The sequence below is a fragment of the Anaeromyxobacter soli genome (assembly GCF_022808855.1).
GTDB classification, from domain to species: domain Bacteria; phylum Myxococcota; class Myxococcia; order Myxococcales; family Anaeromyxobacteraceae; genus Anaeromyxobacter; species Anaeromyxobacter soli.
The window spans coordinates 81,690-94,095 of the sequence record NZ_JAKZLF010000013.1; the positions used below are offsets into that span (position 1 = coordinate 81,690).

Annotated in this window: 12 protein-coding genes; 6 read left to right on the forward strand and 6 right to left on the reverse strand. The window is 73.5% G+C overall.

Annotated features, from left to right (window positions below; all coding sequences use genetic code 11):
* Positions 1-3 precede the first annotated feature (3 nt).
* Positions 4-3,534 carry an efflux RND transporter permease subunit gene (locus tag MLV88_RS11540; protein WP_242335895.1) on the reverse strand — a complete coding sequence of 1,177 codons (3,531 nt, stop codon included), beginning with the start codon at positions 3,532-3,534 and terminating at the stop codon, positions 4-6.
* Between the two features lie 2 nt (positions 3,535-3,536).
* Positions 3,537-4,739: an efflux RND transporter periplasmic adaptor subunit gene (locus MLV88_RS11545; protein WP_242335727.1), complete on the reverse strand. Its 1,203-nt coding sequence runs from the start codon at positions 4,737-4,739 to the stop codon at positions 3,537-3,539.
* 498 nt (positions 4,740-5,237) lie between these two features.
* Between MLV88_RS11545 and MLV88_RS11550 the strand changes: the two genes are divergently transcribed.
* Entirely contained in the window at positions 5,238-7,031 is a 1,794-nt protein-coding gene (locus tag MLV88_RS11550) for a glycoside hydrolase family 15 protein (RefSeq protein ID WP_242335724.1), read from the forward strand.
* Between the two features lie 41 nt (positions 7,032-7,072).
* Here MLV88_RS11550 and MLV88_RS11555 read toward each other — a convergent pair whose 3' ends face one another.
* Entirely contained in the window at positions 7,073-7,468 is a 396-nt protein-coding gene (locus tag MLV88_RS11555) for a low affinity iron permease family protein (RefSeq protein ID WP_242335721.1), read from the reverse strand.
* 79 nt (positions 7,469-7,547) lie between these two features.
* Positions 7,548-8,450, reverse strand: a complete 903-nt coding sequence (gene metF, locus MLV88_RS11560) for a methylenetetrahydrofolate reductase [NAD(P)H] (RefSeq protein ID WP_242335718.1) — start codon at positions 8,448-8,450, stop codon at positions 7,548-7,550.
* A 38-nt stretch (positions 8,451-8,488) separates the two neighbouring features.
* Here metF and greB point away from each other — a divergent pair, with 38 nt between their 5' ends.
* The 4 genes from greB (at position 8,489) to MLV88_RS11580 (ending at position 10,741) form a co-directional block, all read left to right on the forward strand.
* The gene (greB, locus tag MLV88_RS11565; protein ID WP_242335715.1) at positions 8,489-8,980 is read left to right on the forward strand and encodes a transcription elongation factor GreB; all 492 of its coding nucleotides are present in this window, start codon (positions 8,489-8,491) and stop codon (positions 8,978-8,980) included.
* Entirely contained in the window at positions 8,977-9,492 is a 516-nt protein-coding gene (locus tag MLV88_RS11570; protein WP_242335712.1) for a hypothetical protein, read from the forward strand. Before greB ends, MLV88_RS11570 begins: the two co-directional genes overlap by 4 nt.
* Before the next feature lie 47 nt (positions 9,493-9,539).
* Complete coding sequence (locus MLV88_RS11575; RefSeq protein WP_242335709.1) at positions 9,540-10,313, forward strand: endonuclease/exonuclease/phosphatase family protein; 774 nt, start codon at positions 9,540-9,542, stop codon at positions 10,311-10,313.
* An 83-nt stretch (positions 10,314-10,396) separates the two neighbouring features.
* Positions 10,397-10,741, forward strand: a complete 345-nt coding sequence (locus tag MLV88_RS11580) for a YtxH domain-containing protein (protein WP_242335706.1) — start codon at positions 10,397-10,399, stop codon at positions 10,739-10,741.
* Between the two features lie 29 nt (positions 10,742-10,770).
* On the opposite strand, the gene yihA is transcribed toward MLV88_RS11580, so the two are convergent.
* The gene (gene yihA / locus MLV88_RS11585) at positions 10,771-11,421 is read right to left on the reverse strand and encodes a ribosome biogenesis GTP-binding protein YihA/YsxC (protein ID WP_242335703.1); all 651 of its coding nucleotides are present in this window, start codon (positions 11,419-11,421) and stop codon (positions 10,771-10,773) included.
* A gap of 1 nt (position 11,422) precedes the next feature.
* Entirely contained in the window at positions 11,423-11,869 is a 447-nt protein-coding gene (locus MLV88_RS11590; protein ID WP_242335701.1) for a cytochrome c family protein, read from the reverse strand.
* Between the two features lie 21 nt (positions 11,870-11,890).
* Here MLV88_RS11590 and MLV88_RS11595 point away from each other — a divergent pair, with 21 nt between their 5' ends.
* Positions 11,891-12,406, forward strand: coding sequence for a hypothetical protein (locus MLV88_RS11595; protein WP_242335698.1), 516 nt, complete (start codon positions 11,891-11,893; stop codon positions 12,404-12,406).

Below are 12,406 nucleotides of genomic sequence, written 5' to 3' on the forward strand. Positions count from 1 at the left end.
TCGTCACGTGTGCGCGGCGGCGTCGTCCCGCTCCGTCGGCTTCCAGGCGACGAGCTTCAGGTCCTCGACGAGCACCACGTACAGCAGGGGCACGACGCCGAGGGTCACGAAGCTCGCGAGCAGCAGCCCCGCGACGAGGACGTACACGAGCTGCTGCCACATGGGCCCGCCCTCGATCGCGAGCGGGATGAGGCCGCCTACGGTCGCGAGGACGGTGGTGAGCACCGGCCGGAGCCGGACGAGGCCCGCGTCCACCACGGCCTTCCGGAGGGGCACACCCTCCTCCCGCGCCTCCTCGATGAAGTCGTTCAGCACGATGATGTGGCTCACGATGACGCCCATGAGGCTCGTGACGCCCAGGAACGCCATGAACCCGAAGTTCGTCCGCGTCGCCCAGAGCCCCAGCACCGCACCGACCATCCCGAACGGGAGCGCTCCGAAGACGACGAGCGGCTTGAACACGCTCGCGAACTGCCACACGAGCACGAGGAAGATGAGCGCGATGGAGACCTTCAAGGCGACGGCGACCCCGGCGAACGCCTCCGTCTGCTGCTCGTACTCACCTCCGTAGGAGAGGTGGTACCCCGGCGGCAGCGGCATCGCCTCGAGCCGGGGCCGCGCGTCGCCGAGGAGCGTCGACGCGAGCACGCCCGCGCGCGGACTCGCGCCCACCGTGATCGTCCGCTCCTGCCGGTACCGGACGATCTTCTGCGGCTCGTAGCTCTCCTCGAGGGCTGCGATCTGGTCGAGCCGGACCGCGCGTCCTCCCTCGGCGCCCCAGACGTACAGATCTCGCACGCTCGAGGTCGAGGCGCGCTCGCTCGGAGTGAGCCGCAGGACGATGTCGATGAGGCGATCGCCGTCGCGGAGCTGCGTGACGGCCTGCCCGCTCAGCGCGGTCGTGGTCGAGCTCGCCACGTCCGCGTGCGTCACCCCGGCGCGGCCGGCGCGCGCGTCGTCCACCTCGACGCCGAGCCGGGCGCCCTCCGCTCCCCAGTCGTCGCTCACCTCGCCGCTCGCGGGGAGCGTCCGGAAGATCCCCTTCGCCGCCTCGGAGAGGCGGCGAAGGACCTGGATGTCGGGGCCGGACATGCGGACCTCCACCGGCACCACCGCAGGCGCGCCGGACGAGAGCCGGTACACCGCGAACCGGGCTCCCGGCACGGAACGGGTGAGCGTCTCCTGGATCCGCCCCTGCATCGGCCGGGACTCCGCCGGGTCCCGAGCCTGGAGGATGAGCACGCCGTAGGCCGGGTTCTTCGGCTCCGGGCCCACGTTCGCCCACCAGCGCGGCTCGCCACCGCCGACGAAGGAGGTGATCTGCTCGAGCGCCTCTCCCTCCCGCGCGAGGATCGTCGTGCGCGCGCGCTCGAGGACGTCGTGCGTCGCCCGGACGTCCGAACCCTCCGGGAGCCGCACCTCGACGTAGAAGCGCTCCAGGTCCTCCTCCGGGAAGAATTGCGTTCGGATGAGGAGCGCCGGCGCGAGCCCGACCCCCAGGAACACCGCCGCGGCGACGAGGCTGCGCCGCTTGCGACGGAGCATCGCGTCGACCGCGCGGCGATACCAGGCGGCGACCCGCGCGGACCGCGCGCCGCCCGCCTCGACTCCGCGCTGCCCGCGCAGCAGGTACATGCCGAGGAGCGGCATGAACGTCATCGACACGACCCGGCTCGAGAGGAGCGCGAGCGAGACGACCACGGGGAGCGAGTAGATGAACTCGCCCATCGATCCCTCGACGAGGAGCAGGGGGGCGAACGCGACGACGTTCGTGAGCGTGGCGAACAGGATCGCCTTCGCCAGCCGGGTCGGGCCCAGCCACGCGGCTCGCCTCCGCGGCGTGCCGGCGGCCAGCTCACGGTTGATCGCGTCCGCCGCCACCACGGGATCGTCCACCAGGAGGCCGAGCGCGATGATGAGCGAGGCGATCGAGACCTGCTGGAGGTCGATCCCCAGGAGCTGCATGAGCCCGAAGGTCATCGCGAGCGCGAGCGGGACGCTCGCCGCGACGAGCAGCGCGCTCCGCCGCTCCATGAACAAGAGCGCCACCCCGATGACGATCGCGACCGCCTCGACGAGGCTTCGCGAGAACTCCCCGATCTTCTCGCGCACGAGCTCGGGCTGGTCGCTCGTCTTGACGACGCGCAGATCCGCCGGGAGCCGGTGACGCAGCTCCTCGACACGAGCGTCGAGCTCGTGACCGAGCTCCGCCACCTGCACGCCGCTCCGCGCCTGGACCGCGACCGCCAGCGAGCGCGTGCGATGCCAACCGCCCCGCGCGTCGCGCCAGGAGACCCAGCTCGCGTCGGAGACCGGCGTTTCGTACGTACGGTGAACCTCGGCGACGTCCCGGACGTACACCGTCCGCCCGTCCTTCGTCCGGGCCACCGGCGCGTCGAGCACGTCGCGCTCGTCCTCGAATGCACCCGAGGGCTCGAGCAAGATCGTCTGCCGCCCCGCGGCGACGCTCCCGCCCGGGAGGATCACGTTCCGCCCCCGGAGCGCCGCGGCGACTCGCTGCGGCTGGAGGTCGAACGAGGCGAGGCGCTCCTGGGAGTAGAGCAGGTACAGCTTCTCCGGGACGACCCCGTACCGCTCGACCCGTCCCACCGCGGGCAGGCGCGCCAGCTCGTCGCGGAGGACCGTCGTGAACTCGTCGAGCTCGCGATAGCTGTACTTGTCGCCGGCGGACGCCACGAGCTGTGCGCGCACGGCGGCGGGGTCGCGGACCAGGATCGGCGTCCAGATGTCGGGGTGCGGGAGCTCTCCCCCCATCACCTCCTGGCGAAAGTGCGCGTCGAGCGCCGCGATCCGCTCCTCTCCTCGCGGCGAGTAGTCGATCGCGACGAAGCCGCCGCCGCCCAGGACCGCGCCGTCCGCGATCGCCCCCATCCGCTCGCCGGTCTCGAGGTACTTCCGCGCGGCCGCCGCGACCGTCCGGCCGTCCACGCCCGCCGGGAACACGAAGACCTTGGCCGCGCGCCCGGCGGCGTCCGGCTTCCCCGCGCGGTGCGCCTCGATCGCCTTCCGGATCGATGCCGCCCGCACGTCGACCTCCACCTCGTCCACCGGCGGGCTCGCCACGGAGTACAGGACGGTCGCGGTGTCTCCGAAGTGCGTGTTGAGCAACGGGCGGAGCGCGCCGGCAGGGAGCCCGCGCAGGGTCTGAAGGCGCGACTCCAGATCGTTCCAGGCCTCCTCGAGCTCCTGCTTGCCGACGTCGTCCTCGAGCGTCACGAAGAGCGTGGTCGTGCCGGTGCGCGTGATGGACTCGATCTCGTCCACGTGCGGCACCTGCGCGACGAGGAGCTCGAGCGGGCGCGCAACGAGCTGCTCGACGTCGGCGGCCTCCGCTCCGGGCCACGCGGCGGTGACGGTCGCGGTCTTCACGAGGATCTCGGGATCCTTGCGCTGCGGCATCTGGACGTACGCCCAGGCGCCCCACGCGAGGGTCGCCACGAGCGCCACCCACGCGATGTGCGGGTGCTCGACGAAGAAGCGCGCCGTGTTGAAGCGCCCGCCGGCCGGGTGCATGTTCACGGCACGACCTCGACCTGCTGCCCGTCGTGGAGGAACTGTGCGCCGTCCACCACGATGCGCTCGCCCCCCGAGAGCCCCGAGACGATCGCGACGTCGTCCTGGTGGAGGTCGCCGATCTCCACCCGGCGCGCGGCGACGTGCCGGCCGCCCTCGCGCAGCACGAACGCGGCGAAGCCCTTCCCGTCGGGCGCTCGCGCGACCGCGGAGAGCGGGACGAGGATCGCCTCGCGGGCGTCGTCCGGCGCGATCCGGGCGGTGGCGACCATCCCCGGCTTGAGCGCGCCCGCGGAGTTGGGGATCGTCACCTCGACCGCGTACGAGCGCAGCCCGGGATCCGGGACCGGCGAGATCTTGGTGATCCTCCCCTCGATGAGGCGCCCCGGCAGCGCGTCCACCTCCACCGGGACCCGATCGCCGAGCGCGAGATCGTTCACCCGTCCGTCGGGCACGCCGAAGACGGTCCTCATCTCGGCGGTGCGGAGGATCGTGAAGACGGGCTGCCCCGGTCCGACGCGCTCGCCGGCGTTCACGCCGCGCCGGGCGACGACGCCGTCCACGGGACTCACGAGCCGCGTGTCCTCGACGTTCCCGGCGGCGAGCGCGGCCTCCTCCGCGCGCGAGCGGCGCTGCGCCCGCGCCGCCGCGAGGTTTCCCTGGGCCGTACGGAGTGCGGTCTCCGCGCGATCCAGCTCCGCACGCGCGATGGTCTGGTGCTCGAGCAGGTAGCGCGCGCGCCGCGCATCGAGCTCGGCCTGCGCGAGCGCCGCCTCGGCCGAGCGCTCCTGCGCCTCGACGTTCGCGAGCGACGCCTGCGCCGCGCGCGCCTGCATGAGCAGGTCCTGCGGGTCGAGCGTGGCGAGCACGGCACCCTTGCGGACGACGTCTCCCTCCTGCACGGCACGTCGACCCTCGTCGGCGTTCACCTCCAGAAGCCTCGCCACGCGGCCCCCGAGCTTGAAGCTCAGCTCGAGCCGTGTCTCCGGCTCCAGCGCGCCCGCGAAGCGCGACGGAGTTCCGGTGGGTCGGGCACCGACGGTGGCGACGCGGACTGCGCGAGCGAGTCGCGGCGGGGGCTCGGCCTCCCGGCACGCGAGCGCAGCGCCGACCGAGACGACCGTCAGGAAGACGCGCAGCCGGACGGCGCGGTCTGCGAGCACGCCTGGCGCGACGAGCGTGGAGCGGATGCGGTGGAGCTTCATGGAGTGTCCCCCTTCGCGACCCCTGCAAAGCTCGGCCCGAGGCACGATGCGAGCGCGACGAACGGTCGAGAAGCGGTGAGGGCGGCGCCGTCATGCGGCAGCGCGGTCAATCGGCCGTTGCCGTCGGGCGTCAGCGTGTCAGGAAGACCGGCATCTCCGTCGGATTCGTTTACACCGGGTCCCCACCCCGCTCGCCCAGGGGCGGCGCGAACGTCCCGGCGCGGCGCCGGCCGGCGCGCAATGCCTCACGCGCGTGCGCCGCTCGGCCGCAGGCGCGAGGGGTCGCCGCGGCGCCAGAGCGCTGCTCGTGGTCCACCGAGCGTGCAGCCGACGTGAGCCTGCGCGCGGGCGTCGAGCTCGGCCCGTCGCCCGGAGCGCCCGGCGGCAGGCGGCGCCGCTGGGCGCTACGGGCAGTTCTTCTCGGAGGAGGTGTCGTTCGCCGGGATCGGCCTTCACATCTTTCTCTGAGCGGCACGCACGTTGCGAGGGAGGACGATGATGCCTGCCTCGATCTCGGAACACGCGCTGCTCGGGGATACCCACTCCGCCGCCCTCGTCGCATCCGACGGCTCGATCGACTGGGCGTGCCTGCCGCGCTTCGATTCGCCCGCCGTGTTCGCAGCTCTGCTGGGAGACGAGCGACACGGCCTCTGGCGCGTCGCGCCCCTCGCCCCTGCCCACGCAGTCCGCCGACGGTATCGGCCGGGCTCGCTCGTCCTCGAGACGGAGCTCGACACACCCGACGGCACGGTGCGCCTCGTCGACTTCATGCCCCCGCGCAGGGGCCCGCCGCGGGTGCTCCGGATCGTGGAGGGCGTCCGCGGGCGCGTGGAGATGCGCATGGAGCTCGCGCCGCGGTTCGGCTACGGGGCGATCCTGCCGTGGGTGTGGCGATCAGCCGGCCAGCTCGTGCTCGTGGGCGGCCCCGACGCGCTCGCGTACCGCGGCACCATCGAGCCTCACGTCCGCCCTGGCTCGGTGACGGCCGAGTTCGCGCTGGAGGCCGGGGCGAGCGCGGAGCTCGAGCTCGCGTGGTTTCCTTCGCACGAGCGCCCGCCGAACCCGGAGGATCCGGCCGCCCTGCTGGCCGAGACGGACGCGTACTGGACCGCGTGGTCGGGGCGTGTCCTGCATGCCGGGCCCTGGCGCGACGCGGTCGTGCGATCGCTCGTCACGCTGAAGGCCCTCACGTATGCCCCGACCGGCGGGATCGTGGCGGCACCGACCACCTCGCTTCCGGAGCGGCTCGGCGGCGAGCGGAACTGGGACTACCGGTACTGCTGGGTGCGGGACGCCGCGCTCACGCTGTACGCGCTGCTGCACGCCGGCTACCGGGACGAGGCGCGCGCGTGGCGAGACTGGCTCCTGCGCGCGGTGGCGGGCGCCCCGGAGCAGGTCCAGGTCCTCTACGGTGTCGCCGGCGAGCGGCAGCTGCCCGAGCTCATCCTGCCCTGGCTGCCCGGCCATGCGCGCTCCGCGCCGGTCCGCGTCGGGAACGCCGCCGCGGGCCAGCGGCAGCTCGACGTGTTCGGCGAGCTGCTCTCCGCCCTGCACGCGACGGCGGAGAGCGGCGTCGAGCCGGCTGCGCGGGGCTGGGAGGTGGTGCGGGCGCTCGTGGAGCTGCTCGAGTCCCGCTGGCAGCTGCCGGACGAGGGCATCTGGGAGGTGCGCGGCGGTCGCCGCCACTTCACGCACTCGAAGGTGATGGCGTGGGTGGCGTTCGACCGCGCCGCGCGGGCCGTGGAGCGGTTCGGGCTCGATGGACCCGCCGCGCGTTGGCGCAGGGTGCGGGACGACGTCCACGCGGAGGTGTGCCGCCGGGGATACGACGCGGCGCGCGGCACGTTCACGCAGACCTACGGCTCCGCGGAGGTGGACGCGAGCCTGCTCACCCTGCCGCTCGTCGGGTTCCTGCCGCCGCACGACCGGCGTGTCCTCGGCACCGTCCGCGCCGTCGAGCGCGATCTCGTCCACGACGGGCTCGTGCGCCGGTACCGCGACGACGCCGACGTGGATGGGCTCCCACCGGGAGAAGGGTACTTCCTGCCGTCCAGCTTCTGGCTCGTCGACGCGCTCGCCGTGACGGGCCGGGTGGGCGAGGCGCGGGCCCTCTTCGAGCGCCTCCTCTCGCTCCGCAACGACGTCGGCCTCCTCTCGGAGGAATACGATCCCGCCGCTGGGCTGCTCGGAAACTTCCCCCAGGCCTTCACGCACGTGGCGCTCGTGAACTCGGCGCGCGTGCTCGCGGCGCTGGAGATCGAGCGCCCTCCCTCGGCGGGCGATTCCACGTAGCACGGGGTGGCGACACCGCCGGGCCGCGCCGTCCGCTCGCCTCAGTGCGTGTTGCCCGCGCTCTTCGCCGCCTGCCGCGCCTCGGCGCGCGCGCGGACCTTCCGGAACTCGGCCTCGAGCTCCGCGAGCTCGTCGTCCGTCGCGTGCTCGAGGTCGGTGAAGATGTTCCTCGCCTTCCGCTGCGAGCGGATGAGCTCGTCGAGCTTCAGGTGCAGCGCGCGCGTCTCGCGGTTCTGGGTCGCCTGGATGAGGAACACCATGAGGAAGGTCACGACCGTCGTGCCGGTGTTGATGACCAGCTGCCAGCTGTCGCTGAAGTGGAAGAGCGGCCCGGTCACCCCCCACCCGACCACGAGGGCGAGCGCGAGGAGGAACGCGCGGGGCGTCCCCACCACCTCCGAGATCGCCAGGGCGAAGCGGGCGAAGCGGCCGTTCACTCCAGGAATCTAAGGCGCGGGCAAGGCCCGGGCGGGCCTCCGGCCCTCCGAGCGCAGCGCGGCGCCGGCCAGCGGGCGCTCAGCCTCTCCATGGCTCGCTCGCCCGCAGCGCGGCCACGATGGCGCGGGTCGAGGTGGAGCGGTTGAGCGTGTAGAAGTGGATGCCGGGCGCCCCGCGGCGCAGGAGCTCGGCGCACTGCAGGGTGGCGTAGGCGACGCCGAGATCTCGCGCCGAGTCCGGATCGCTGCGGCGGACCTCCATCGCGGCGCGCAGCGGCGGGGGGATGGCCGCGCCGCACATCGCCGTGAAGCGCTCGGTCTGGTCCACGTTCGTGAACGGCATGATCCCCGGCACGATCGGCACGGTGATGCCCGCCGCGCGGGCCCGCTCGACGAAGCGGACGTAGTGCGCGTTCTCGAAGAAGAGCTGGGTGACGAGGAAGTCGGCCCCGGCCTCCACCTTGATCTTGAGGTGCGCGAGATCGGCCGCGAGGTCGCGCGTCTCGACGTGGCCCTCCGGGTACGCCGCCGCGCCCACGCAGAAGCGCCAGCGGTCCGGGCGCGAGCGGATGAAGGCGACGAGCTCGCTCGCGTAGCGGAAGCCCTCCGGGTGCGGCTCGAAGCTCGCCTGCCCGCGCGGGGGATCGCCGCGGAGGGCGAGGACGTTCTGGATCCCCGCGTCCGCGAGCTCGTCGAGGACGCCGGCGAGCTCCTCGCGCGAGGCGCCGACGCAGGTGACGTGCGCCATCGCCTCGACCTCGGTCTCGCCCTTGAGCCGCTTCACGAGCTCGAGCGTGCGCTGCCGGGTCGACCCGCCGGCGCCGTAGGTCACCGACACGTAGGCGGGCCCGAGCGGCCGGAGCGCCTCGACGGTCTCGAAGAGCTGGCGGACTCCGTCGTCCGTCTTCGGCGGGAAGAACTCGAACGAGAAGATGGGCTCGCCGCGCTCGCGGGCGAAGCGGAGGAGGTCGCTGATCCGCACGGTCCGCCGGAGGTTACAATGAAGCCTGTCCCGCCGCCATGTCGAAGCCGCCCCGCTACATCACGCCCGAAGGTTTCCGCCGGCTCGCCGCCGAGCACGAGCGCATCTGGTCCGTGGACCGCCCCCGCATCGTGGCGGAGGTCGAGGCCGCGGCCGCCCTCGGCGATCGCAGCGAGAACGCCGAGTACATCTACGGCAAGAAGAAGCTGCGCGAGCTGGACCGGCGGCTGCGCTTCCTATCCCAGCGGATGGACGCGCTCACGGTGATCGTGCCGCGGCCCCACCCGCACGGGCGCGCGTTCTTCGGGGCCTGGGTGACGGTGGAGGGGGAGGACGGCGACGAGCGGACGTACCGGCTCGTGGGCCCCGACGAGTTCGACGTCCCGGCCGGACTCATCAGCGTGGACGCGCCGCTCGGCCGGGCGCTCCTCGGCAAGCGCGAGGGCGACTCGGTCGTGGTGCAGCGCCCCGCCGGCGAGGCGGAGCTGACGATCGTCGAGATCTGCTGGACCGCCCCGGAGAGATCATGACCGCCGTCACCGACCGGGCAGCGCAGCGCGCTCTCGTCGAGCGCTACGTCCGCGAGCGCCCCTTCGCCCTCCTCCTCGACGCGACGGGCCCGTCGCTCCTCGACGTCTTCTCTGGCAAGGCGCTCCCGCTCGACTACGCCGCCCTCGCCGCCGTCGAGGAGCGGAGGGACGCGACGACCGGGCGTGCCTACCTGGCCCTGCTGCGCGATGGCGGGACCGAGATCGCCCTCACGGACGCGGGGCTCGCCTTCCCGCCGGTGACCTCCAGCACGGGACCGCTCGAGGGGCTCCCCGCCGCCGTCTGCCTGCGCGACCTCGCCGGGGCGGAGGCGAGGCTCACGCACTTCCTCCTCGAGCATCCGGGCGAGCGGCCGGACCGCGCGCACGTCGATCTGTTCATGTTCTGCCTGGCCGTGGTGGAGGGGGCGAGGGCGGCTGGGCTGGACGTCGGCCCGGAGGAGCGCCGCCTCGAGCGCATCCTGGGCGAGCTCGAGGCGCGCCGCCGCGGCTGATCCCCCGGCCTCGCGGCCGGCGTCCTAGCTTTCAGGTCGTGAGAGTGATGAGCTGGAACGTCCACTCGCTCCGCGGGACGGACGGGCGGCGCGATCCCGAGCGCATCGCGCGGGTCATCGACGAGCTGCGCCCCGACGTCGTCGGGCTGCAGGAGGTGGGCGGCGAGCTCTCGGCGGGCGGGCCGCAGGACGCCGCGGAGGTGCTCGCGCGCCTCACCGGCATGCACAGCGCCTTCGGACCCACCCGGAGCTTCCACGGCCATCCCTACGGGAACGGGATCCTCTCGCGGCACCCCATCGACGCGACGCGCACCTACGACCTCTCGGTCCCCGGCCGCGAGCCGCGCGGCTGCCTGCGCGCGGACGTCGAGATCGCCGGCCTGCGCGTCCACTTCTTCGCAGCCCACCTCGGCCTGCACTGGAGGGAGCGCCGCCGCCAGGTCGCGGCCCTCCTCTCGGCCGACATCCTGCGCGACGCGGCGCTCGCCCACCCGCTCGTCCTGGTCGGAGACTTCAACTCGCTCTCCAACCGCTCCGCCGTCCCGCGCTGGCTCCGGCGCCAGCTCGTCGACTGCGCCCACGCGTCGGGCGACGAGGCGCCGACCTTCCCGTCCCGCTTTCCCTTGCTGCGGCTCGATCGCGTCTTCGTGGACTCGGCGTTCACCGTCGTCCGGAGCACGGTCGTGCGCGACCCGGTGGCGCGGCGCGCCTCGGACCACCTGCCCATCGTCGTGGACCTCGAGCTCGCGCCGGCGGCCCGGCGGCCGCCCGAGCTCCGGCCGATCGAGGCAGCAGGCGTCGTGACGACCGTCCGCACGTGAGGGCTTCCATCCGCCGCGCGCGGCGGCGCGAGGCGCGGCCGCAGGAGGTCCGCCCGCCGGGGTGAATGTGAGGGAGAACGACCGTGCGCAGCCTAAGAGCGGCGCCCGAGGCGGGCGGGAGGGACTCGATGGACATGAACATGAACTGGAAGCTGATGAAGAAGTACCTGGAGCGGGATGCGCTCTTGAAGCGCATCGGGCTCGAGGAGCGCAGCCCGACGACCGACGTCTTCACCGGCCTCGGCCTGTTCGCGGTGGGGGTGCTCGTGGGAGCCGGCCTCGGCCTCATGTTCGCGCCGAAGCGGGGCGACGAGATGCGCCAGCTCGTCGGCGAGGCCTGGAAGAACCGCGGCCGGACGGGCCAGGACTTCCAGCGCGAGATGGGAGTGGAGTCGGGGCTTCCGCCCACGACGTCGGCAGGTCACTGAGCGCCGCGGGCGCTCGGTGCGAGGGGGCGCTACGCGCCGGTCCCGGCCGGCGCCGGCGCCCCCTCGTCCGACGCGGACCTCGCGATGCGCGCCCAGAGCGCGTCGGTGCCGGTGCCCTCGATCGCCGAGAACGGCACCGCGTCTCCCCGCTCGAGCTGCAGCGTCTCCTCGACCGTTCGGAGCGCGGCGCTTCGCCGCGTCTTCGGCAGCTTGTCCATCTTCGTCGCGGCCACGAGCACGCGCCGGCCGGTGGCGCGCAGGAACGACGCGGCGTCGACGTCGCTCTCGGAGGGAGCGTGGCGCGCGTCGACGATGAGCACCACCGCGCGGAGCACGTCGCGGGCGCGGAGGTAGTCCTCGATCATCGCCGCCCAGCGATCGCGCTCGTCGCGCGACACCTTGGCGTAGCCGTACCCCGGCAGATCGCAGAAGCGCACGTGGCGTGGCCGCGCGGCCGGCGTGGGCCGGAAGGCGATGTCGAAGAACTGGAGCGCCCGCGTGCGGCCGGGCGTCGCCGACACGCGCGCGAGCCCCTTCTTGCGCGTGAGCGCGTTCAGCATCGACGACTTGCCGACGTTCGAGCGGCCGACGAACGCGAGCTCCGGCGTGGCGCTCATCGGCCACTCCTTCTGCTTCGTCGCGGTCTTCACGAACTCCGCGGAGACGACCTGGATCGGCACGTCAGCGCCCCTTCCTCTCGTCGACCCAGTGCTCGATGAGCGGCATCTTTCGCTTCGCGTCGAAGCGCTCGAGGCTCGGGGTCGACTCCGTGTGGCACGCGCCGCAGGTCTTCTCGCCGGGATCGACGAGCCCGAGCGCGTGGGAGAGCTCCGGATCGCGCATCACGTAGCTCGCGGCGTAGAGCTCGCCGGGGCCGTGGCAGGCCTCGCAGCTCACGCCGGAGATCCCGTCGGCGGCGTCGGGCGCGTGGCAGGACAGGCACCGCCGGTCCTCGCGGCTCTTCTCGGGCAGGCTCTCGCGGGCGCGCGCGTGCGGACCGGCGCGCCAGCGCGCGTACGCGGCGGGGTGACAGGCCTTGCACGTCTCGGGGCCGACGCGGTCGCCGGCGAGGGCGAGGGCGGGCAGCGCGAGGGCGCACACGAGGGCGAGACGGACGGGGGCGATCACGGGCACGGAGTATAATGTCTCATGCGTCCCGTCCACCCTGCTCTGCTGGTCCTCGTCGCCCTCGTGCCGGCGCTCGCGGTCGCGCGCCCTTGGCAGGGCATCCAGCCCGGCGCCAGCACCCAGCGCGACGTGGTCGAGCGCTTCGGGGAGCCGGTCACGCGGGCGAAGCGCGGCGCGCGCACCGTCCTCGCCTACCACGGCGAGCACGCGCCCGCGGGGACGCGCCAGGCGCAGTTCCACGTCGATCCCGCCGGCGTCGTGCAGGAGATCACGATCTTCCTCACCGCCCAGCTCGACGCGGAGACCGTGGAGGGGACGTACGGGAAGCCGCCGCAGCGCACGTTCCTCGAGGACACCTTCCAGAAGGTGTGGCTCTATCCCGCCGCCGGCGTGACCGTCTACTTCGGGAAGGACGGAAACGTCGAGGCGCTCACCTTCTCCCAGGGCAAGGCGCGCCCGGCCGCCTCGGGCCCCTCGGCCGGCGGGGCGCCGGCCGCCGGGGCCGCCGCGCCGGGCGCGACCCAGGCGGCGCGCTAG